Raw genomic sequence first — 22,862 nt, 5'->3', positions numbered from 1 at the left:
AATATCCAATATTTTTCTATGTAATCCCCTCATTTTCGCTGAGTTGAAAAAGGGGATTCTTTTTTAATGAGAGTGGTGATGAAACGGGATAAAAAATAGTAATAAGTAAAGGAAGAAGGTAATAAATTAATTGCAAACGTTTTAATGATGATTGTATACAGTCGACGAAAATGAAGGTGAGAAGATTGAAGCCGCAGATGATGAAGAGAGAAACGTTAAAAAAACAAGTGTATGAATATTTACGGGAAGAAATTATGAATGGACGCATTGCGCCTGGCGAACGATTAATCGAGGAGAAAATTGCAAAGAAAATTGAGGTGAGCCGCAGTCCTATTCGAGAAGCCATTCGCTTACTGGAGAAAGATGGTCTTGTTATTGTGAATAAAAGGGGTGGGGTGACGGTATTTCATCCAGATATCAGCCATTTTCAACATCTTTATGAATGCCGAGTGGAGTTGGAACCAGCTGCCGCTTATTATGCAGCGCAGCGAATTACGAAAGAACAAATCAGGATGTTGCGCCAACATTTGCCCTCGAAACATGAGATATGCAGACAATACGAGCTCAAAAAAATCCACGACATGAACGTTAAATTTCATGAAGGAATCGTTGAAGCGAGCGGCAATCCTTTCTTAATTAAAACCATTTGTCATCTTAGAGGGATCAACAGCATGTATCGAATGGCGATACTGAAAAGAAATGATCTGCGAGTGGAATTAGCGATCGAAGAGCATTTTAACATATTTGAAGCGATTGCGAGCGGATGTGCAGATGATGCGCGCCGATATATGCGGGAACACATTGAAAGCGATTACAAATTTTATGTCCATCTTTACAGCGAAAGGAAGTGAACGGTTGGATGGTTAAGAAACAGCCATTAGAAGGAATGAAAGTGTTAGAAATGGGAAATTTTGTTGCAGCCCCTTTTGCTGGAAAGATATTGGCTGAATTTGGCGCTGAGGTGATGAAAGTCGAAGAACCGAAGGCGGGAGACCCATTAAGAAATTGGAGGTTGATGCATGGCGATACATCCATATGGTGGTACGTGCAGGCAAGAAATAAAAAATCGATCACTCTTAATTTAAGAGATGCTAGGGGGCAAAAGATTGTCAAGCAGTTGGTTCAAAAAGTAGATATCGTATTAGAAAATTTCAAACCCGGGACGCTTGAAAAATGGGGGCTTGGCTATGAAGAGATGAAAAAATTAAACCCATCGATTATCATGACAAGAATATCCGGATACGGTCAAACAGGCCCGTATCGTGATAAAGCCGGATTTGGAAGTGTTGCGGAAGCCATCGGTGGGTTGCGATATTTAACAGGGTATCCAGATCGTCCTCCCGTTAGAACAGGAGTCGCTATCGGTGATTTAACGGCTGGTTTATATGCAGTTATTGGAACGTTAATGGCAGTATATGCAAGGGAGAGGGATGAGGCAAGGCGAGGACAGTTAGTGGATGTTGCATTATATGAATCCGTATTTAGTCTGCTTGAAGGGATGTTGCCTGAGTATATTTTAACCGGAGTAGTACGGGAGCGATCAGGCAGTACCTTGCCCGGAATTGCTCCATCTAACACGTATAAGTGTAAAGATGAAAAGCGCGTGGTGATCGGAGGGAACAGCAATAACATCTTTCAAAGATTGATGCAGGTGATCGGTAGGGAGGACCTAGCCAATGATCCGAAGTATGCGAATAACCAAGGGCGTGCCGAAAATGCTGAGTTCATTGATAGCGTGATAGAATCCTGGACAAAACAGCATACCTTAACGGAAGTATTACAAACGCTCGATCGCTCCTCCATTCCAGCAGGTCCTATTTATAGTATTCAGGATATTGTCCATGATGTGCAATATCAAGAGCGAGAGATGTTGTTGCCGCTCGAATTGGATGATGGGCAGGAATGTCTTTTTCCTGGAATTGTACCGAAATTATCAGATACGCCGGGAGAAATGAAGTGGATCGGTCCTAAATTAGGAGAACACAATGACGAAATATATGCTGGCATTCTCGGTTATTCTGTTAAACAGCTAGAAAAACTTAAGCAGGAGGGGGTCATTTGAATTGGAGACTGTCCAAATGATCGATGTAAGCCCTAGAGATGGCTTGCAAAATGAGCGCTATTTTGTGCCTACGGAGAAAAAGGTCAAGTTAGTGGAAATGCTAGTAGCAGCGAACATAAAAAAAATCGAAGTCACCTCCTTTGTTCATCCGCGCAAAGTTCCACAAATGGCAGATGCAGAGCATGTGCTGCAGCTGTGTGAAGGGTTTAGTCATACAGAGCTTGTCGCACTTGTCCCCAATCTTACAGGATTTCAACGAGCTGTCCGAACTCATATATCCGAAATCAATTGGATCACCGCAGCAACGGATACATTTAATGTAAAAAATATCGGTATGAGTATGGAAGAGAATTTTGAGAAATTTAAGCAATTAATAGCAGAAGAAAACGGTAAAGAGAATCTTCAGCTCTGCTTTTCAATCGCTGTAAGCTTTGGCTGTCCTTATGAAGGAGAGGTACCACCAAAACAAGTCTTATCACTTGTTGAGCGGGCCGTCCGTGCCGGCGTTCACCGGATCGGCATTGCGGATACGATTGGTGTGGCAACTCCAAAGCAAGTGAAAGAATTACTTGCGGATATATTCAAAATAGCAGGGGATATTCCTGTTGCTGTTCATTTTCATGATACAAGAGGACTGGGTCTGGCTAATGCTTATGCTGCTTATGAAATGGGGGTCAGGATATTCGAAACCGCTGTGAGCGGAATTGGAGGTTGTCCCTTTGCTCCGGGAGCTGCTGGCAATTTGGCAACAGAGGACTTGGTATATATGTTCGAACGAATGGGCATTCATACTGGTATTCACTTTGAAAAGCTATTAGAAGCCGCCGACTTTGCTGCTAGCCTGACCGCAAATCCAGCTTTAGGAAGGGTTAGACATGTGGAAAAAATAAGGAAAGGAAGAGTGTAAGGATGAAAAAGTTATCATTTATACTGAGTATCTGTTTCTTATTATCTATTATTTTAAGCGGTTGCGGCGGCAACACGATGACAAAACAAGCATCAAGCTCTGGCGGAAAAAATGAATATGAACCAGTTACAATCCGATTAGCGTATAATTTGCCTCAAGATCATCATATTTCCATCGGAATTGAAAATTTTGCTAAGAAGGTGACGGAAAAATCAGGAGGAAAGGTCAAAATTCAAGTATATCCGGCTGGACAGCTGTTGAGCGATAAAGAAATGAACCAAGCGATCTTGACAGGCGGAGTGGAAATGGGAGTGAATTCGTCGACATTATGGTCTTCCGTTGTTCCGGCTATGGGAATTTTTGATGTCCCGTATGCCTTCTCAAATTATGAGAAAGCAGGGAAAGCGTTATCCGGAGAGATGAGAGAGAAGTTAAATCAAGCAATGGAAGAAAAAGGAGCCAAAGTGTTAATGTATGCAGACTATGGCTATGCGCAATTTGCCAATAATGTTCGGCCGCTTAAATCTCCTGCCGATTTTAAAGGACTTAAGATTCGTAGTATCGGAGAGATCCCCTCAGAAATGATTAAAGCTTATGGTGCTTCCCCAGTATTTTTAGGCGCGGGAGAGGTGTACACCGCTTTGCAGCGTAAAACGATAGACGGAGCCACATCAGGAACTACGGCGATGCTGCAACGCCATTATGATGAGGTAGCTAAATATTTAACGATTAATAACTATGCCTATTTAGAATTTATTCTGGCGATGAACAAAAACTTTTGGGATCTCCTTCCAGAAAACACAAAAAATCTATTAAGCGAAACGGCTAAAGAAACGGAACAATGGATTCGCGCGCAAGCAAAATCGGAAGATGAAAGAACAGCCAAAGCGTTAAAAGAAAAGGGAATGCAGATAGAAGCCATTTCAGAAGCGGAATTGCCGGAATGGAAGAAAGCAGCTGAACCGGCGCGCGCTGCCTATATCAAACAAGCGGGAGATTTAGGAAAGGAATTGCTTGACAGCATCGAGCATCTTCAATAAAGCGAGCTTTACGTTAAATGGAAAAAGGGAGAGAAAGATCTTCTCCTTTTTTCAGAAGGAGGAAGAAGATGAAGCGTTTCTCATGGGTGTATAAAACGTTTGATCAGTTAGTCTTTGCTGGAGGTATAGCGGCAGGCATCCTTATCATATTGACTACATGTATGACGACGTTTGATGTCATTTCGCGAGCCGTCTTTAATCGTCCAACCATTTGGGCTACCGAGCTGTCCATCTACGCGATTATAGGAAGCTGCTTTTTAGGCTCTGCATATGCTGTTCGATCGTATTCTCATATTACAGTAGATTTATTCATTAATGTATTGTCTGATCGTATAAAAAAAATATTGGCTTATGTCTCTAATGCATTAGGCCTTATTTTTAGCATCATTTTTACGGTTTATGGATTTAAGTATGTATTTGGCACATATCAGCTAGGAACGACATCTGCCTCGTTGTTACGCATACCTATGTATATCCCAGAACTGCTTCTTCCAATCGGAGGCATATTACTTTGCATTGCCTTTATTCTTCAAATAATGGATGGCGGCGTTCAGAAAGGGGGAGGACATATATGAATATTGCCTTTTTTCTCGGTGGAATGGCTTCGTTATTGTTGATCGGTTTACCAGTTGCCTTTGCCCTTGGCTTATTGGCCATTAGTGGAATGTATCTGTTCAACGGCGGAACGTTTTCTTTTTTGCAAATTCCGATCATTTCTTACAAATCTTTAGATGATTTTACTCTTACGGCCTTGCCTATGTATGTGCTGATGAGCCAAGTTTTGGTTGTGAGTGGTGTAGGACGTGATCTGTATGAAATGGCAAGCAGATGGTTCCGGCATTTTCCGGGCGGGTTAGCGATTGCCACATTATTTTGCTGCGCGATTTTTGCTGCTATATCTGGGTCCAGTGTAGCAACGGCTGTTACAGTTGGAGCGGTTGCGCTCCCGGAAATGACCAAGCGCGGATACGATAAAAAAATGGTGCTTGGCTTGCTAGCAGCTGGCGGAACGCTAGGTATCCTTATCCCGCCCAGTGTGCCGATGATTATATATGGGTCTGTAACCGGCGAATCCATTGGGAAATTATTTATGGCCGGTATTGTTCCGGGAATATTGCTGACGATGGCGTTTATGATCTTTGCGTCTTGGAAAACGCGTCACATTAAGGAAGCTCCAGCTACTTGGCAAGAAAGAAAGGAAGCATCGAAGCGCGCTATATGGGGATTGATTTTGCCAATTGTGGTCATTGGTGGTATTTATATAGGAATTTTTACTCCTACCGAAGCAGCGGCGATTGGTGCTATGCTTAGTATTCTTATTTCTATTTTTATATATAAAAATTTAACGATTTCCAATATCAAAACCATTGTATTATCTACAGTTAAAACAAATGCGATGATTTTAATGCTTATTGTCGGTGCGATGCTGCTTGGATATATTATGACCGTACTGCAAATCCCACAAGCCATCACGCAATTCGCTATTTCGCAAAATGTATCACCGTGGGTGATCTTTATTTTAATTAATATCGTATTACTGATTTTAGGTTGTTTCTTAGAAACGATCTCCATCCTGGTCATTACGCTGCCAATCTTATATCCAATTATCACTTCGTTAGGATTTGATCCGATCTGGTTTGCCGTAGTGATGGTGGTAAATATGGAATTAGCTTTGATCACTCCTCCTGTTGGATTGAATTTATTCGTTTTGAAAGGGCTAGATCGAACCAACACGATAGCCGAAATTGTCAAGGGGGTAATCCCATACGCTATTATCATGCTTTTATTTATAGCCGTTTTGTCATTTTTCCCGGAAATCGCAACGTTTGTAGTAAGCGATCGGATGAAATAACTACATCGCGAAGGCGCGTTGTAAGGGACTAGCTTTGTCCGCTTCCTAATATTTGATATATAGAGACCTGTGGTGCTGGTTGGACATATGGCATGCAGCGATGATAGATGGTATCTCTTGATCCCTCTATATTTCTTCCCTATATGAACAGGGGATGATCCGCTTTCGACGGTTGGATGCCCGAACAACAAACTGCTTCACCAAGCGATGAATGGATCTGAAAGCAGTGTTGGTCGGGCTTTTGTTATGCGTTGACATGATAAAGATAGACCTAGATTTTAACATCATCCACCTATCCCACCTCTTCACGGAGTGGAGGTGGGATAGGTTCATTATTTATAGAGATGGTGAAACTCTCTTTGTGTGTTTATAAGCGATGTTTTTCATTTTTTGGACATGATCAATTCCATAGTTTTACTTTTTATGGAGGAAGTTATATAATACCAATTAAATTGATAGAAAAATAGAAATTTTATTTTGTTTTGTTAGGCGATAGAGCAAGGTAACACTTGATGGTTAAGTAGGGTCAAAAATCGACTCGTAGCTCTATTGGTTAGTGGAAACATGGCGTTTTTGTTTCATGTCTATATCTTTCAACGCTAGAGTGCACAATAGGAACAGCAGCAGGATAACATTGTTATGTAAGGATTTCAGTTTAAAAGGAGAGTAGATAGTATGGGGAAAGATCATGATCGCGAGAATGGGAATGTAGAGGCAATGAGAACGGAGACGCTGGTGATTCACGGTGATGACGATCGAACGAATGATTATACCATTGCGCCGCCCATTTATTATACAGCAACGTTTCGTGCTCAGGATTCTGATGAGTTTGCCGAAATGGCAGGAACGCCTAGACATCCTCAGTATTATACTCGTTACGGAAATCCGGGACATCGGCGCGTGGAGAAAATTATGGCGGAGCTTGAAGGAACCGAAACGGCGCTTGTTACGGGATCTGGAATGGGGGCGATTGCGACAGCTGTATTATCTTTAGTGGGCGCAGGGGATCATGTAATTGCTCAGACACGTCACTATATGAGCACGGCGAAGATTATGGATGAATTGCTGCCGCGGTTTGGCGTCCAAGTGACGTTGGTCGAGCAAGCGGATATCCACGCTTTCGAGCAGGCGATCCGCCCTAATACAAAGCTGATTATGGTGGAGACGCCGGCCAATCCGACGCTGATGCTGACAGATTTAGCAGCGGTAGCGAAATTAGCACGTTCGCACGGCATTCTTACTATCGCGGATAATACGTTTGCCTCACCAATCAATCAGCGTCCGCATGATTGGGGCATCGATATGGTTGTTCATAGTGCGACGAAATATTTAGGAGGGCACCATGATCTGACAGCTGGCGTCATTTGTACAAACCAAGACTTGGCTGAACGAATTTGGCATACCCATATTTCGATTGGTTCTGTGCTGTCGCCGATGGATGGATGGCTGCTTCTGCGCGGCTTGCGTACGCTCCCGCTGCGAATGGAGCGCATTAACGCCAATGCATTGGCGTTAGCCACATTTTTAGAGCAGCAACCGCAGATTGAGCGTGTGTATTATCCTGGCCTCCCAAGCCATCCTCAGCATGAATTAGCTAAATCGCAAATGCGTGGATTTGGGGCTGTTATTGCTTTCGCTGTTAAAGGCGGATATGAAGAAACGGAACGTTTTGTATCTGCTTTGCAATTGCCATTTAACGCCGTAAGCTTAGGAGGAGTTGATTCTCTTGTGGTTCATACAGCAGCCATGTGGAGCGGCGTTATGTCGGAGGAGCAGATGAAGGTAGCCGGAATTCCTGCTAATTTCGTAAGGTTTTCGGTAGGAATTGAGCATATTGATGATTTGAAAAGAGATATATGGAAGGCATTACAGGCGATTTAACATGATCGACCGAGAAGCCCCCCACTTTTTAACGGAGTGTAGGTAGGGGAGGTGTATTCTTTTTTTTACGTAATTTCCGAAAGAAGTCTCCCACCTACTCACTGTGCTGTCGCTCCGTTCCTTGAGGATGGGAGACTTCTTTCGGAACGCTGTTAAAGCGAAACGATTTAATAAGCGGTCCAACCAGAATCAGCTGTAATCACGGTGCCATTGACGAAGCTTGAATCATCAGAAGCAAGGAATAGAGCGACTTTGGCAATTTCCTCTGGCTCGCCGCTCCTCGGATTGGCGTTCATTCCAGCGGTTGCCCGTTCCATCCCGAACGGATTAGGATGATTGATTGTTGTGCCAATGTTCGTATTGACGCCCCCAGGGGCAATCGCGTTGCAACGGATGCCCATATTGGCATATTGAAATCCCACGTTTTTGGTTAAGCCAATCACGGCATGCTTGGAAGCGGTATAGGCAGCTCCAGCTCTTGAGCCGTATAGCCCTCCGATGGAGGCAATGTTAATAATCACACCATGTCCTTTGTTCAAAAAGATCGGCATCGCTCTTCTCATGGTTCGCATCGGTCCAGTCGTATTGACTGCCAAAACTTTTTCCCACAGCTCGTCTGTTAGGTCTGCAATTGGTACGAAATTATCCATAATTCCCGCATTATTGACAAGAATGTCTAACGTTCCATATGTTTGAACAGCTGTGTCAATTAATTGCTGAACATCTTCTTCCTTGGCAACATTTACTGTAACAGCGGTTGCTTCTCCGCCGTTTGCGCGAATTTCCTCCGCCGTTTCATAGGCGCCTTTCTCATTCATATCAGAAACAACGACCTTGGCTCCTTCCTTGGCAAATAAAACGGCGATCGCTTTCCCCATGCCTGATGCAGCTCCAGTAACAATAGAAACTTTATTTTGTAGCTTCACTATAATCCCCCCCACTTAAAAATAAGAACGTCCATAATAGTATTGTATCATTTTTGAAGTATGAGTTATGAAATAATTGTGAATATCTTGTAAATGATTCTTCGCTATGAAGGATGCTTTTTCTATGATCGCTTTTAAAAGGAGAAAGTTTGTGGGCTGGCTGCTTTTATCATGCAAAAATACAGGAGGGATTCAATGGTTGTCCATATCACATGTGATGTTGAGTTTGGACGAACGTATGAGGGCTGCAATCGACAGCAGCATGCATCCATATGGAGCAATGAAGTTGAAAGGGGCGGAGGAGTATAGAAATTCCGCCTCAATTTTAAACCTATTTGTGAAACGACTGCTTTTACTGCTCTTTCCATTCCAGTAATATCTCTAGCAATTTAAGAATGGTTTTTTGATCCTTAACGCTCATTGCTTGCAAGTGGGTAATGATTTGAGACAGGGTATACACTTGAGAATCTGAATGAGAATGAATGGATCGAAAAAGTTCTTCCAGCGAAATGTCTAGGGCATTAGCCACCTTTTCTATACTCCCTAAAGTAGCATTCTTTTCTCCGCGTTCCAACTGTCCAATATAAGTAGTGTGGAGGTTAGCCATATGAGCTAACTCCTCTTGGCTTAGCCCCTTTTCTTTACGAAATTTTCGAATACGTTCTCCAATGATCTTCGGTAAGTCACTCATTTTACCACCTCTCTAGGTAACAGTAGCCCTAATCTTTAAATTTTACCCAGAGACAATAGATATTAAAATCATATTAGTGATATACTATAGATATTATCGCTTTACAAAAAATGTCGAAAAAAATGGATCGCTTGGTTAATCTATGCAAATGCCTGTTCAGCGGGCATTTATAAAAGACGGAACAGGGAAACAGAAGGCATAGTCATTAGGGGGTTATATGCTATGTTGAACACAAACGGAGCTATACTAGAAGACATTATTCGCGAGAGAAGGTTTCGTCATGTTTTTCAACCGCTCTATGTATTGGAAAATTGGCAAATATTCGGATATGAGGCCTTGCTGCGCTGCGAGTTTTTTCAAAATCCAGAATGTCTTTTTCAATGGGCCATGGCAGAAGATAAATTGTATGATTTGGATATTTGTTCCATTGATCGTGCTTTGACATCGTTTTATGTGGAACATACCCAATTGTTTGTGAATGCGTATCCTTCTACAATCACTCATCCTTCATTTCCAGATTTTCTTGAAAAAATCAGAAACTGCTCGTTTTCTAATCGCAATATTGTATTGGAAATTAATGAGGCGCAAAAGGTGTCAGATGTAGGCTTGCTCAAAGAAAAAATCCGTTTTTTAAAGAGTAAGAAGTATGCCATTGCTCTTGATGATTTCGGCAAAGGGGAGACGTCTATGCGAACCGTCATGGAGTTGGAGCCGGATTTCGTCAAGCTGGATCGTTTCTATGCTGTCGATTTATCTGTTTCAAAGGAAAAGCAAAACGAAATCCAACTGCTTTTGGAGTTTTGCCAGCCAAGAAATATATATGTTGTTTTGGAGGGAATCGAAGAGCCAAAGGATCTAGCGATGGCCAAAGCATTAGGCATTCATTTAGGACAAGGATATTTATTAGGGAAGCCATCGCCAGTTCGCGGGGTGAACTAAAAGAGGGGAGGGTTTGTTGATATGGAAATAATGATAAGCGCAATTTTCGTGTGCCTATTTTTACTTATCTTCTCTCTTATCCTTTTTCATGCCTTTTATAAGCAACAATTAAGAAAAAAGGAAGAGCAAATTCATACGTTGAAGGAATCGGTAACCGATTTGCAGATCAAGCTAAAAGATAAGGAGAAAAGAAAAGCCTTTCGCGTGAAATTGTTTGAGCAGGAATGTCATTTTGAATTGCTTGAATCTGGAAATCAGCCATTAGGAAACCTTAAAAATAAAAAGGGAACAGGACAAATTAATGATATAAGCCGTACGGGTTTACAAATAAGTTGTACGTTGGATTTGCCTGTCCGAAAACAAATTTTTTTACAGATTTATTTTGTTATTGATGGTGAGCCTTTCTCTCTGAAAGGGAGGATTGTGCGGAAGGAAGAGCTGATAAACCATGTAATCTATGGAATAGAATTTGTTGATCTGCATCAAAGAGATCAGCAGAAACTGCATCGATTGATCCAAAGGTTAGAAATTGAAAGGAGAAAAAATGCAGAATGACCGGGCTTTATGGTCCGTTTTTCTTCAAGTCGTGCAAAAAAACATTTTGATATACAGTTTATTAAGTTGGGAATGTGAAAGCTGTTTCAACAAAACCATTTAATGACGGATGAAGCGAATTTACGCTTCTTTTTTTGAAACAGCATGATTAGGCATACTGCTTGTTTTTGAAAAAGAAAATGAGGGCATGTTCAAAGGCTGCAGCCATGATCCGAAGTGCAGATGTACAGAAAAGATTTCCTAATTTACGAGTGTGAATGAGATGTTTGTGATTGATTGACAAGACGATAAACATTTGTTTATAATTTAAACAAATGTTTGAGAATGCTGAGGTGCATTCAGATGAATGAAAAAGAGCAACGAATTTTAACACTCATTCGCAAAAATCCATTTATTACACAACAAGAATTAGCTGAACAGCTTAAGCTTTCGCGCTCGGCTGTGGCAGGCTACATCTCTTCGTTAACCAAGCAAGGGAAAATCGTTGGCAGGGCCTATGTGCTTCCAGAACCATCGCGGATTGTATGCATTGGGGGGGCGAATGTCGATCGCAAAGCGCAGTCGCTCTCAACCGTTCGGTTTGGTACCTCCAATCCAGTCACTGTTACGCAAAGCTGCGGCGGAGTCGCGCGAAATATTGCTGAAAATTTAGGAAGGCTGGGCGAATCGGTTTCTCTTTTAACCGTTGTTGGCGATGATCAGGAAGGAGAGTGGCTGCTGGCGACGACAGGTGCCTATGTCGATATGAGCCAGATTGCAAAGCAAACCAATGCTCATACTGGCACCTACACGGCTGTTTTAGATGAAAAAGGAGAAATGGTCATTGCACTAGCTGATATGGCGATTTATGACACGATTACCACTGATTTTATTCAAAAAAGATGGCCGTATATTTCTTCTGCTTCTATTGTGCTATTGGATACGAATTTTCCGAGCGAGGTGTTAACATTTGTGATTGAGCGCTGTCGCGAGGAAGGGATTCCGTTGTGTGTCGCGCCTGTGTCGGCCCCCAAGATGAAAAAGCTGCCTAGCGACCTCCGCGGTGTGACATGGTTGATTGCTAACCGAGATGAAGCGCTCACCCTCGCAGGAATGGAAGGAGAAAGAACAGAAGCGGCAGATGATTACATTCTTTCTCTTGGCGTCGAGCATGTCGTTATCACTTGCGGCGCCAAAGGGATTACGTACAAAACCCAGCGCGGAGAGAGTGGGACGATCGCTGCGCCGTCGGTCGACGTTGTCGATGTAACAGGAGCGGGCGATGCGTTCGTTTCCGGATTTTTATACGGAATGAATCAAGGAAAATCGTTTGCTGATGCGTGCCGGCTTGGCATGAGCAGCTCCATCATTGCGTTGCAGACGAAGGAAACGGTTTGTTCGAGACTGAATGAACATGTATTGAACCAAACATGCCAACACTATTTTTCATAGGAGGCCAAACAAATGAATGGAAAAGATGTACTTGTACTATCAAAAGAAGTAGCAAAAGCAATAGAAGAAAAGCGACCGATTGTCGCTTTAGAGTCGACCATTATCTCCCATGGAATGCCATATCCGCAAAATGTCCAGACAGCGAAGGAAGTGGAACAGCTCATTCGGGAAAATGGTGCTGTGCCAGCAACGATCGCTATCTTGGACGGAAAAATTAAAATTGGCTTGAATGATGAAGAATTGGAGTTTTTGGGAACAAGCAAAGAAATTGAAAAAGTAAGCCGCCGCGATTTGCCATACGTCATTGCGATGAAAAAGCACGGAGCGACGACAGTAGCAGCGACTATGATTTGCGCGCATATGGCGGGAATTCAAGTGTTTGCGACAGGCGGCATTGGCGGCGTCCATCGCGGCGCTGAGCAAACGATGGATATTTCCGCCGATTTGCAGGAATTGGCGCAAACGAATGTAGCGGTTGTGTGCGCTGGAGCGAAATCGATTTTAGATTTGGGATTGACGCTGGAATATTTAGAAACGCATGGTGTACCGGTCATCGGTTATGGCACGGAAACGTTGCCAGCTTTCTACTCGCGGACAAGTCCGTTCAAGGTCGATTATCGCCTTGATGCTCCAGAGGAAATCGCTGCGTTTATTCAGACAAAATGGGAACTTGGTTTAAATGGCGGACTTGTGATTGCGAACCCGATTCCAAAAGAAGCGGAATTGGAAGAAGCATATATTAATTCAATGATTGCCGCCGCATTGAGGGAAGCGGAAGAAAAACAAATTACAGGAAAAGCCGCCACGCCTTTCTTGCTTGACAAAGTTAAAGCATTAACCGGAGGAAAAAGTTTGGAAGCGAACATCGCCTTAGTGAAAAACAATGCCGTACTGGCGGCGAAAATTGCGGCTCATTTGTGCTTATAAAGCATGAGGTAGAAATTCATAACGGCAAATATAAAAAGCGCTTGCTGCTTAATAGCAGTGGGCGCTTTTTATAGCTTCCGCAAGAGGAGTGAACAGTATCAAAAAGCGAGTGTCTCAACGATCAGAAAAGTTTGCAGCGTCTTTGTACGATAAAACATAAAAAACCGAACGACCGACCGCTTGATAGATCGATGAATGGACGATCAACAACGGTGTTTGGGCGTCCGGCCATCAAAACAGCCTGTTAAACGATTGTGGCTGCTCGCTTGAAAGAGCTATAGATGTCTCGTGGTTTGATTTGGGTATGAAGGGTTGCGGCGGAAACGCTGACGAAGATAGGGAATTACCCAATAATCCACCCCCCATTTTCCTGCATTAAAGCCGGCAACGAGCAAAAAGAAGGTAAGCAGTACCATCTGCGGATTGGTGCTGGTTGTGCCGGAAAACATAAAGGCAAAGTTCATCACGGCTCCCATAAGCGCTGAGAAAGTTGTAAATATGCCAAGGATCAATGCGGCACCAACCAGAATTTCTCCCCATACTACTAGCACATTAAAAAATTCGACATTTGGCAAAGCGACATGCTTTAAAAACGCTGCCCACCATCCTTGGACGGCTGGATGCTCACCTGAGGAGTTAGCGATCGCTCCTTTTAAAAAGCCGGTTGCATCAAACTCGCCGGTTTGCTTTTCCCATCCTGCTGTCAGCCAAGTATAGCCAAGATAGAGCCGTATTAACAGTAGAATGAAGGCTGCGCTGGCCTGCTGTCTTAACCAGTTTATAAACATCCCCATAGTCCCCCTCTATAAGTTTTTATATTTCTTTATTTATATAAATGCAGATTGTTTGTCCAACCTTCATTCGATGGCTGACGGTCAGTCGCTCAATCTGCCTTTATATCATTTTGTTCGGTCTATCTTGACTATTACAGATACAGCTTAACATTTTGATTTTGTATTGATATGAAGTTTAGGCCCGTTTTTCAGTCTTTGTCACCCATATGCGCAAGGATGGCACGTTGGCCGAGTTGATTCAGCCGTCCGTTCTCCACAAATTCTTTATGCTATCTTCAGATGCCATTTATGATAAAAAGATAGTTGTTTATCGTCATGAAGGATCGGTTATTCTAGCTGTGATAGCTTAATAGCTTTATCATAAGTGGGAATAGTTGGCATAGTCAAGAGCTTTTACAGATAAAAGGATGAACATTTATGGATGCGTTTATTTCGTTGAAGGAATGAAAGCTGCCGGTTGAAAACGAACCAAAAAAAGAAGAATCATCGTTTCTATCCTTTGCTTGCCTTTCGTGGTCATTGGAAAGCAGAGGCCAGCGCTTTCTCTTTTCAGCCATCAATCTGTCGTTTGTTTCATCCGAATTATATATAATAGATGTAACGTATCGTATGAACATTTGCATAGATGCGGAGTTTTTCAATCTTCAAGTTAAGTTGTAAATAAGTCTCACTGTTTGGTAAACATCATCAATGGAGCCCTCTTGATTCGTTTTTTAACATATTGATCGAGAAGTTTCCTGTCTCATCACAAAGTGGAGGTGGAAGAGATGAGCGAATGGCGCAAGCATCAAGATTTAGCGGCATTGAAGCAAGATGTGGAGCCGTTTCTTGAGCGTTATGAGGGTGAAAATACTTTGTTGTATCTCTCTTCAAACCGATCAGCACCCTTTTTAGTTTGAAAAAATAAACAATATGGGGGAGAATGATGGCAAAATATATTAGCATTTTTTTTCTTGTTGTAGGTGCGAGCTTCATTTTGTTTATGTTGTTTGGGAGTTTGTTGGATAATGGAGGAGACCCGGCAGAAGGGGCTGTTTATATTTTTGGGACGATCATCGTGCTTTTGCTTTCCTTTATCATTGCTCAGATGTTTTACCTCCTCCATGTTATTCGCAGGAAGCGCTAAGCCGGTGTTGTCTGTCCATGGTTCGAGCATAAAAAAGCAACGTTCGTAAAATTCCTTCAATTTTAAAACTGCTGTTTTTCGTGTTGGTTAGAATACATCATGAATCCCAGTTATTTCCTATCGCTAAAAACACATCCAGCGGAAAAAACGCCAAACGATGTTGATAAATAGCCAATATCCTATAAAAGAATAGGTGTGGCTCCATTGAGAGGTATGAATCAACCAGCCTGCAGCCTCTGCCCCTGCCTCCAAAAGAGCCATCCAAAAGCTTAGAGCGACCGCAAATAAACTTCGTTGCCAAGGCTGTAGCTTGGTCATAATGAAAAGAAAAAGCAGGGAAAAGGCGGAAAGTCCTAGTGTTGTAAAGAGAATATGAATAGGAAAAATCGCAGCCAGCGGACGTTGAGGGAAAGTATACCAGCCTTTTCCTGTGAAGTATAAATCCAAATATGTTCCAAGCCAAGATGAAAGAAGGGCAGAAGCGATATAGGCCCGCTTCGTTTCGGTTCTAAAAAAACTAGAATAAGTGGCTTTTGGCGGTTGCTGCCAGCTCCAATTTTTCGAGCGTTTTACAATAGGCATTTGAGATCTCTCCATTCAACCATTCACTGTTTTTCGCTAAATAATGGACAACGCTTGGGTCTGTGAACCAATCTCCTTGTTCCGCTTCTTGATGCTCGACATTTTTCCAAACATACAAAAGCGGCGGGCTATAAATGCGCGGCTCTCCTTCTGAAATCTGGCAATCTTTTATTCTGCGGCGGTATGGCTGGCCAGGCAGCGATTCACGGACATCATTAAAGAGATGTGGCCAGTAGTCTTTTCTCGTTCCTGTGTGTGGGTGGCGCGATGCCCAACGCACGGCTCTCTCCAATGTATCGTTGTCTTGGAATAATAGAGCATATAGCCGTTTGCCGAGCATGATTCGCTCATGTAGCGACTGAAAGTGATGAATCGTTTCACCCATTAGCACCGTCTGACCTTGTTCATCCTCATACGGAAATAAAATGTGATTCAGGCTGAAAAAGTCCTGGATTTTAAATTCAAGTGCTTCAAAGACTTTTTTTTGAAAGACAGGATGCTGAATGACCCGTTTTTCTAAATAGTTTTGCTCATTAATGACGAGGGCGATGGCAAGGATATATGGATCGTTGTAGCGCCAAAAATGATTCCAAATCGTTTCCATAAATAATGACACATGAAAACATGGTAAAAGATAAAATAAAGGGATTCCTCGTTTTTTACTTTCTTCATACAGCAAAAATTGCGGATAAATATCTTGAAAAATCAACCAGTTGCCTCTTTCTAAAAAAGAAAAAAAAGCTTGCTGCTCCTCTTCTGTCAACAAAGCAAGCAGCCATTCTCCTTTTAAGTCAGTCATATTCCAGCCACCGTTTCGCGAAACCATATGTCCTAAAAATGCCCAATGAATTTCGCGATGCCTCTGATAAAAATCAAGATAGGCAGCGGTTCTTGTAATATTGTTCACATTGCTTATTTGTGTGCGGACGCGAATTTGTCGTAGTAAACTGCTTTCTTCCGCGGATAAATCTTGTTCGGTTATGCGATTGCCTCTTCGTTTTTTCTTTTTCAACTCCATTTGAATAGCGGCGAGAAAGGGAGAAAGGGAAGGAGCTTTCTTCTTGAACCAGCACATGCGAATCACTCCTTCTGTGAATCATTTGGCTTCTATACGAATAAGTATGAAAGAGAAAGCGGTGAGATTACAGGAAAAGGATGGAGATAGGCAATGCCGGATGAACGGAACCGATTGGTCGCTTTGTTAAAACGGGCGCAAGCTTCTGACGGATCATGGGGCCATCCGTTTGAAACAGGTATTTCGACAGATGCTTATATGATCATCTTATTACGTTCTTTAGAAATAAATGATGAACAACTTATCCAATCGCTGGTGGAACGAATTGAAAGCAGGCAGGAAAATAATGGGGCGTGGAAGCTATTTTATGATGAGGGAGACGGAAATGTAAGCGCAACAGTCGAGGCTTATTATGCGTTACTTTATTCTGGTTACCGGCGAAAAAGCGATCCTCGTTTGCGAGCAGCGAGAAGACGGATTTTAGAAATGGGGGGGATCGAAAATGCTCATATGTTTACGAAATTTATGCTAGCTTTGACGGGACAGTATCGCTGGCCACCGTTTTTTCCGCTTCCATTAGAATTTTTACTTTTACCACCTTCATTTCCGCTGCACTTTTTTGATATTTCGGTATACGGGCGTGCTAATCTCACGCCACTCTTAGTTTTGTTGGATAACAAATACAGCCGGAAAACGAGCAAAAGCCCCAATCTTTCGGAGTTATTGGGAATGCGCGGGGAGGGAGAGGACTGGCGAGAGATGCGTACAGACCGCGGGTTTCTTTCCTATGTGAAACAATCGATTCTTGGATGGCCTGCGCATATTCGCGCGGCAGCGAAGCAGCGCGCGATTCAGTATATGTTGAAACATTTAGAGACAGATGGAACTTTTTATAGTTATTTCAGCGCCACTTTTTTAATGATTTTTGCGCTTCTTTCAGAAGGATATTCCAAAGACCATCCTGTGATTGCTCAAGCCATTGAGGGATTAAAAAATTTTCGCTGCACCATTGATGGACAGACGCACATACAATATACGACGGCACATGTATGGAATACAGCATTAGCCAGCTATGCATTGCAGGAAGCAGGAGTGCCGCCGACAGATGATGCCATTCAAAAAGCGAATCACTATCTGCTTTCTCGTCAGCACTATCGATATGGCGATTGGGCGATACATAACCCATACAGTCCACCGGGAGGATGGGGATTTTCTGATATCAATACGATCAATCCAGATCTTGATGATACGACCGCTTCTTTACGAGCGATTTACCGAATGGCATCAGAAGAAGGAGCGTTTCGTCAAGCGTGGGACAGAGGGATCAGTTGGTTGTTCTCTATGCAAAATGATGATGGCGGTTTTGCTGCTTTTGAAAAAAATGTAGATCGTCGACTATGGCGTTATTTGCCAATCGATGGGGCGGAGTTTTTGCTGTCAGATCCATCAACGGCCGATTTAACGGGAAGAACTTTGGAGTTTCTTGGTACATTTGCACGTTTAACAAAAGATCATCCAACTGTTGCTTATGCGGTAGAATGGTTAATGGATCATCAAGAAAAAAATGGTTCTTGGTATGGGAGATGGGGAATTTGTTATTTGTACGGCACATGGGCGGCGATAACAGGAATGGCTGCTGTCGGGGTTCCTTCCACGCACTCGTCGATGCAAAAAGCGATTAAGTGGCTGTTAAGTATTCAGAACAGTGATGGCGGTTGGGGAGAATCTTGTAAAAGTGACAGCGCTAAAGCGTATATACCGCTAAGGACTAGCACGGCGGTTCATACAGCATGGGCTCTTGATGCGTTGGTTGCCGTATTCGATCAGCCTATTCCTGAAATGGAAGCGGCGCTTCGTTTTTTGCAACAATCGCTCAATAGCAAAGATTGGACGGTCTCTTATCCGACCGGTCAAGGGATGGCAGGGGGATTTTATATTCATTATCACAGTTATCGTTACGTTTTTCCGCTTTTGGCGTTGAGCCATTACGAGAATAAATACGGATCGTTTACTTCGCAAAAGTCTTAACATTATAGAGTGCTCGATTCCTAGAAAGGCGAGCGGCGAATGAAATCAGGCAATAAAAAGAGAGATACAGATTCTCCTAACGGCCGGAGGCGAGTCTGTGGACATGTATACGCTCTCTGAACGATTAGAAAGAAAAACGGATCTTTTTCCGGCTGTTTTGCTCTTTTTACATAGAAAAAATATGGATTTTCCGCTATGATATAAGCTAGCATAACTGAAATCGATTTCATACGTCCCAAAACAAACTCGTTCGATTGGCTGCGATTCAACATATCTAAAATCGCAATGGCGTTTCATGGTCTGGTCGGCTCTATTTGTCACTTTGTTGATGGGGCTTTCCGCTGGAACATCTTTGCGTTGTGATGTCTGATATGTGATAATTCTTAGCACGGGGCCCTTTTCGCATGCAGAAGATACTTGACTTCCCATGAAGTGATTGATTGATGACAGCCGCTGTTATCAACGCTCTCTACTTTTTGACATACAGAGTAAAGGAACATAGGGGGTATCTTGTTTTGTTGATAGCAGCAGAAAAAAACGAGAATAAGTAGGCTGAGAATGTTATTTACATATATCATTTGGACTCTACATTTATATATTAGGATGCTCGCCTGTCTATGAAGAACGGATTCGGCGACGTATGAAATGGAATGGATGGTGAAGATGGGGGGAACAAAAATGAAACCATTGCCGTTGCATCAGTATGGTCTTTCCGCTAGCCGGCTTGTATTAGGCTGCATGGGGCTTGGCGGTGGATGGAATGAGCACCCGATTACAAAAGAGGATGTGAAGCAAGCGCACGAAGCGATCGAATCGGCCCTTTCGGTGGGCATCAACATGTTCGATCACGCTGATATTTATGCCTTAGGTAAAGCTGAAAGAGTATTTGGTGAAGTACTCAAAGAGCAGCCCGAGCTAAGAGAAAAAATATTCATTCAATCCAAATGTGGAATTCGTTTTAAAGAAAGTCCAAGTGCTCCGAAACGGTATGATTTCTCAGAGGAACATATTCGCCGTAGTGTGGACGGCATTTTAACAAGGCTTGGAGTGGAGTATCTCGACATTCTTCTGCTTCACCGCCCTGATCCGCTTATGGATCCGGAAGAGGTAGCCCAAGTGTTTACGGAATTAAAAGCGTCTGGAAAAGTCCATTGGTTTGGCGTATCGAACATGAGCGCTGGACAGATCCGCTTGCTGCAATCGTATTGTGATATGCCGTTGATCATTAACCAGCTGGAAATGAGTTTAGCGAAAATCGGCTGGCTGGAAACAGGTGTTCATGTTAATCAAGAAGCTGCGAAAGAAAGTGTATTTCCTGAAGGCACCCTTGAATACTGCCGATTGGAAAATATTCAGATTCAAGCATGGGGATCACTTGCACAAGGTGTATTTTCGGGACGATCATTAGAAGGACAACCTCAGTCGATGAAACAAACGGCAGAACTCGTTCAAGAAATGGCAAAGCAGAAACAAACAACACCGGAAGCGATCGTGCTAGCATGGCTGATGGCTCATCCGGCAGGAATCCAGCCTGTGATTGGTACGGCAAATCCAGTCCGTATTCGGGCATGCGCGGAGGCCCTCAATACGACATTGACAAGAGAGGAATGGTATGCTCTCTATGTCAGCTCAAGGGGCCGCGAGCTTCCTTAATTTAGGGGAGTATCAATGAAGCAGTGAAGCGAACAACGGGCAGGAGATCACTTTGTGCTATGTAAGCTCTTTGTTCGTGGGCTGTAATTTAACACATTTACCGAGAAATCTCCCCCTCTAAACGGAGTGGAGACGGGAGGTTCATTAGGTGGATCTTTAACGATCGGTGTCCGAACAACGAACCGCTTCATAGGAAGGAGTCTAAAAGCGTCGTTGTTCGGTTTTTTTATGCGCTCGCGTGAAAAAAGCAAGTGACTGGTTTCTGATTCTTCAAACATGCACCTTTAGGCTATAACCAGAATAGTGTATGCGTTTGTCATCGCTTTTGTTTTGGAAAGAGCGAATCTCCTGCGACAGCGACGAAAGGCGTATAACCTTTTTGTATTCTTTGTTCATGTTTAGCTACATCTAGCAATAGGCCAGGGGCGGAAGACAATATATGCTTTTTCGTAGTGAAACACATAAGCTGTTTTTCCTGTTTGACGAAGCGGAAGGACCAAAAAGAACGATGCCCCTCTTTGTAATTGGAGATCGAGGTGGCGACTTCGCTCCCTTTTTTTCTTCTCCCTATGGCCTTGCCCCAAGTTTTATTGATGATTGGTGTATTTTTATCGGAGTTTTGCTAGCGCCGTGTTTGTGTAAAACATCGCTCCCCGCATTTTACTTATACGTACTAACACGGGTCTCGTCGTTATTTCATTTAAAAAGATAGAGCAGGCGTGTTGGTTATCTAATAAAAACCAATGAACAGCGCCAGATTTCTCCCTTAGCTGCTTTTAGGCTTGTCTTTTTCGTTTATTGCCTAATGATATAAAGGGGAATGGCGAAAATAAAATGAAAAGCGGGAGGAAGGTTCGATAGATGTAGTTGGAACATATGAAAGCGGGACAAACGCCATGAAGGATGCGGTTTTTAAATATTGACAAGAATGTGTCAGACAAAATGATATTTACTTTACATTGAATATGAGGTGTAAGCGCTTTAACATAGAGCTATAGTCATACAACTTAAGTAAGGAGGAAAAACGTATGGAACAGCAAGCGAATTTCCGCGTCAAAATACAGCGGTTCGGTAGCTATTTAAGCGGAATGATTATGCCGAATATCGGCGCATTTATCGCATGGGGAATTATTACCGCTTTATTTATTCCGTCAGGATGGCTTCCAAATGAATCATTAGCGAAACTCGTAAGCCCAATGATTACGTATTTACTGCCATTATTAATCGGTTATACAGGCGGAAAAATGGTTTATGATGTTCGCGGCGGAGTAGTTGGTGCGACAGCGACCATGGGGGTTATCGTCGGAGCGGACATCCCAATGTTTCTTGGCGCGATGATTATGGGACCGCTTGGCGGCTATTTAATTAAGAAATTTGACGGTCTTGTTCAAGGAAAAGTCAAGCAAGGCTTTGAAATGCTGGTCAACAACTTTTCAGCCGGGATTATCGGCGGCGCTTTAACGCTACTAGCATTTAAAGGAGTAGGACCGATTGTTTTAGGACTAAACAAAACATTAGCGGCTGGAGTAGAAGTTATTATTAATATGAAGCTGTTGCCGCTTGCTAATATCTTTATTGAGCCTGCGAAAGTACTATTTTTAAACAACGCTATCAATCACGGAATTTTAAGTCCGCTTGGTATCGAACAAGCAGCAAAGGATGGAAAGTCGATTTTATTCTTGCTTGAAACGAATCCGGGCCCAGGGTTTGGCATTTTGTTAGCGTACTGGTTATTCGGAAAAGGGACAGCGAAACAATCGGCGCCTGGTGCCGCTATTATCCATTTTCTTGGCGGAATTCATGAAATTTACTTCCCATATATTTTAATGCGCCCGGTGTTGATTTTAGCAGCCATTGCCGGTGGAGTGAGCGGGGTGCTCACCTTCACGATCTTCCATGCGGGCTTGATCGCGGTTCCTTCACCAGGTAGTATTGTTGCTTTGCTTGCCATGACGCCGCGCGGAAATTATTTCGGTGTGTTAGCTGGTGTATTAGTGGCTACAGCGGTTTCGTTCATCGTCGCATCCTTTTTCTTAAAGTCTGCGAAAGCAGAACAGGAAGATTTGCATGAAGCGACTGAAAAAATGCAACAATTAAAAGGAAAGAAAAGTGAAGTGGCGGCTGCATTGCAAACACAGCCGAAACCGGCCACTTTAGGCGACGTGAAAAAAATTGTATTTGCTTGCGACGCAGGAATGGGCTCAAGCGCGATGGGAGCTTCCATTATGAAAAATAAAGTGCAAAAAGCGGGACTCGATATTGAAGTGACGAATACATCGATCAACCAGCTTCCATCAGATGCGGATGTTGTGATTACACATCAAAACTTAACGAGCCGCGCAAAAGAAAAATTGCCGAATGCCTATCATGTCTCTGTTGATAATTTCCTTGGCAGCCCGAAATATGATGAACTTGTTCAAATGTTAAAAGAAAGTAAATAGTGACTGGGCAAA

General features: G+C 42.9%; 21 protein-coding genes. 16 read left to right on the top strand and 5 right to left on the bottom strand.

The window, feature by feature from the left end; all coding sequences use genetic code 11:
- The first annotated feature begins 176 nt into the window (after nucleotides 1-176).
- The 7 genes from GGQ95_RS13800 to GGQ95_RS13770 all read left to right on the top strand — a co-directional run bounded on the left by GGQ95_RS13800 (nucleotide 177) and on the right by GGQ95_RS13770 (nucleotide 7,742).
- Nucleotides 177-851: a GntR family transcriptional regulator gene (locus GGQ95_RS13800; RefSeq protein ID WP_312856947.1), complete on the top strand. Its 675-nt coding sequence runs from the start codon at nucleotides 177-179 to the stop codon at nucleotides 849-851.
- A gap of 8 nt (nucleotides 852-859) precedes the next feature.
- On the top strand, nucleotides 860-2,062 hold the full coding sequence (locus GGQ95_RS13795) for a CaiB/BaiF CoA transferase family protein (protein WP_080862563.1): 1,203 nt from the start codon (nucleotides 860-862) through the stop codon (nucleotides 2,060-2,062).
- Nucleotide 2,063: 1 nt separating this feature from the next.
- Nucleotides 2,064-2,969 carry a hydroxymethylglutaryl-CoA lyase gene (locus GGQ95_RS13790; RefSeq protein ID WP_139788141.1) on the top strand — a complete coding sequence of 302 codons (906 nt, stop codon included), beginning with the start codon at nucleotides 2,064-2,066 and terminating at the stop codon, nucleotides 2,967-2,969.
- 2 nt (nucleotides 2,970-2,971) lie between these two features.
- Nucleotides 2,972-4,009 carry a TRAP transporter substrate-binding protein gene (locus GGQ95_RS13785; protein WP_044746372.1) on the top strand — a complete coding sequence of 346 codons (1,038 nt, stop codon included), beginning with the start codon at nucleotides 2,972-2,974 and terminating at the stop codon, nucleotides 4,007-4,009.
- A 68-nt stretch (nucleotides 4,010-4,077) separates the two neighbouring features.
- Nucleotides 4,078-4,584 (top strand): TRAP transporter small permease, encoded by a 507-nt coding sequence (locus GGQ95_RS13780; RefSeq protein ID WP_044746373.1) that lies wholly within the window; start codon nucleotides 4,078-4,080, stop codon nucleotides 4,582-4,584.
- Nucleotides 4,581-5,861 (top strand): TRAP transporter large permease, encoded by a 1,281-nt coding sequence (locus tag GGQ95_RS13775; protein WP_044746374.1) that lies wholly within the window; start codon nucleotides 4,581-4,583, stop codon nucleotides 5,859-5,861. Before GGQ95_RS13780 ends, GGQ95_RS13775 begins: the two co-directional genes overlap by 4 nt.
- A 675-nt stretch (nucleotides 5,862-6,536) precedes the next feature.
- Nucleotides 6,537-7,742, top strand: a complete 1,206-nt coding sequence (locus GGQ95_RS13770) for a trans-sulfuration enzyme family protein (protein ID WP_183186966.1) — start codon at nucleotides 6,537-6,539, stop codon at nucleotides 7,740-7,742.
- A gap of 167 nt (nucleotides 7,743-7,909) precedes the next feature.
- On the opposite strand, the gene GGQ95_RS13765 is transcribed toward GGQ95_RS13770, so the two are convergent.
- Nucleotides 7,910-8,668 carry an SDR family oxidoreductase gene (locus GGQ95_RS13765; protein WP_044746376.1) on the bottom strand — a complete coding sequence of 253 codons (759 nt, stop codon included), beginning with the start codon at nucleotides 8,666-8,668 and terminating at the stop codon, nucleotides 7,910-7,912.
- A gap of 352 nt (nucleotides 8,669-9,020) precedes the next feature.
- Nucleotides 9,021-9,359 (bottom strand): helix-turn-helix domain-containing protein, encoded by a 339-nt coding sequence (locus GGQ95_RS13760; protein ID WP_044746378.1) that lies wholly within the window; start codon nucleotides 9,357-9,359, stop codon nucleotides 9,021-9,023.
- A gap of 222 nt (nucleotides 9,360-9,581) precedes the next feature.
- Between GGQ95_RS13760 and GGQ95_RS13755 the strand changes: the two genes are divergently transcribed.
- From GGQ95_RS13755 to GGQ95_RS13740, 4 genes are all read left to right on the top strand, one after another.
- Nucleotides 9,582-10,298, top strand: a complete 717-nt coding sequence (locus tag GGQ95_RS13755) for an EAL domain-containing protein (protein ID WP_066148520.1) — start codon at nucleotides 9,582-9,584, stop codon at nucleotides 10,296-10,298.
- 21 nt (nucleotides 10,299-10,319) lie between these two features.
- Nucleotides 10,320-10,853 carry a PilZ domain-containing protein gene (locus GGQ95_RS13750; protein ID WP_236546264.1) on the top strand — a complete coding sequence of 178 codons (534 nt, stop codon included), beginning with the start codon at nucleotides 10,320-10,322 and terminating at the stop codon, nucleotides 10,851-10,853.
- A 342-nt stretch (nucleotides 10,854-11,195) separates the two neighbouring features.
- A complete protein-coding gene (locus GGQ95_RS13745; RefSeq protein WP_183186965.1) occupies nucleotides 11,196-12,284 on the top strand; it encodes a carbohydrate kinase in 1,089 nt (362 codons plus the stop codon).
- Nucleotides 12,285-12,296: 12 nt separating this feature from the next.
- Nucleotides 12,297-13,211 carry a pseudouridine-5'-phosphate glycosidase gene (locus tag GGQ95_RS13740; RefSeq protein WP_044746384.1) on the top strand — a complete coding sequence of 305 codons (915 nt, stop codon included), beginning with the start codon at nucleotides 12,297-12,299 and terminating at the stop codon, nucleotides 13,209-13,211.
- Nucleotides 13,212-13,486: 275 nt separating this feature from the next.
- On the opposite strand, the gene GGQ95_RS13735 is transcribed toward GGQ95_RS13740, so the two are convergent.
- Complete coding sequence (locus GGQ95_RS13735; RefSeq protein ID WP_159719964.1) at nucleotides 13,487-13,999, bottom strand: DoxX family protein; 513 nt, start codon at nucleotides 13,997-13,999, stop codon at nucleotides 13,487-13,489.
- 773 nt (nucleotides 14,000-14,772) lie between these two features.
- Here GGQ95_RS13735 and GGQ95_RS18620 point away from each other — a divergent pair.
- Together GGQ95_RS18620 and GGQ95_RS13730 are read left to right on the top strand one after the other, a co-directional pair.
- Nucleotides 14,773-14,904 (top strand): hypothetical protein, encoded by a 132-nt coding sequence (locus tag GGQ95_RS18620; RefSeq protein ID WP_255458134.1) that lies wholly within the window; start codon nucleotides 14,773-14,775, stop codon nucleotides 14,902-14,904.
- Nucleotides 14,905-14,930: 26 nt separating this feature from the next.
- Nucleotides 14,931-15,131 carry a hypothetical protein gene (locus GGQ95_RS13730; protein WP_044746386.1) on the top strand — a complete coding sequence of 67 codons (201 nt, stop codon included), beginning with the start codon at nucleotides 14,931-14,933 and terminating at the stop codon, nucleotides 15,129-15,131.
- Between the two features lie 123 nt (nucleotides 15,132-15,254).
- Here GGQ95_RS13730 and GGQ95_RS13725 read toward each other — a convergent pair whose 3' ends face one another.
- Both GGQ95_RS13725 and GGQ95_RS13720 read right to left on the bottom strand, forming a co-directional pair.
- Nucleotides 15,255-15,713: a CBO0543 family protein gene (locus GGQ95_RS13725; protein WP_172798629.1), complete on the bottom strand. Its 459-nt coding sequence runs from the start codon at nucleotides 15,711-15,713 to the stop codon at nucleotides 15,255-15,257.
- On the bottom strand, nucleotides 15,649-16,788 hold the full coding sequence (locus GGQ95_RS13720; RefSeq protein WP_183186964.1) for a DUF2515 domain-containing protein: 1,140 nt from the start codon (nucleotides 16,786-16,788) through the stop codon (nucleotides 15,649-15,651). Before GGQ95_RS13720 ends, GGQ95_RS13725 begins: the two co-directional genes overlap by 65 nt.
- Nucleotides 16,789-16,881: 93 nt before the next feature.
- Between GGQ95_RS13720 and shc the strand changes: the two genes are divergently transcribed.
- The 3 genes from shc (at nucleotide 16,882) to GGQ95_RS13705 (ending at nucleotide 22,850) form a co-directional block, all read left to right on the top strand.
- Complete coding sequence (shc, locus tag GGQ95_RS13715; protein ID WP_183186963.1) at nucleotides 16,882-18,756, top strand: squalene--hopene cyclase; 1,875 nt, start codon at nucleotides 16,882-16,884, stop codon at nucleotides 18,754-18,756.
- Between the two features lie 678 nt (nucleotides 18,757-19,434).
- Nucleotides 19,435-20,409: an aldo/keto reductase gene (locus tag GGQ95_RS13710; RefSeq protein ID WP_159719962.1), complete on the top strand. Its 975-nt coding sequence runs from the start codon at nucleotides 19,435-19,437 to the stop codon at nucleotides 20,407-20,409.
- A gap of 1,028 nt (nucleotides 20,410-21,437) precedes the next feature.
- Nucleotides 21,438-22,850: a PTS mannitol transporter subunit IIBC gene (locus GGQ95_RS13705; RefSeq protein WP_080862548.1), complete on the top strand. Its 1,413-nt coding sequence runs from the start codon at nucleotides 21,438-21,440 to the stop codon at nucleotides 22,848-22,850.
- Nucleotides 22,851-22,862 lie beyond the last annotated feature (12 nt).

The sequence above is a fragment of the Anoxybacteroides rupiense genome, assembly GCF_014196195.1.
GTDB classification, from domain to species: Bacteria; Bacillota; Bacilli; order Bacillales; family Anoxybacillaceae; genus Anoxybacteroides; species Anoxybacteroides rupiense.
Note: the sequence above shows the minus strand (reverse complement) of the source record. Positions and strands in the feature narration are given on the sequence as shown.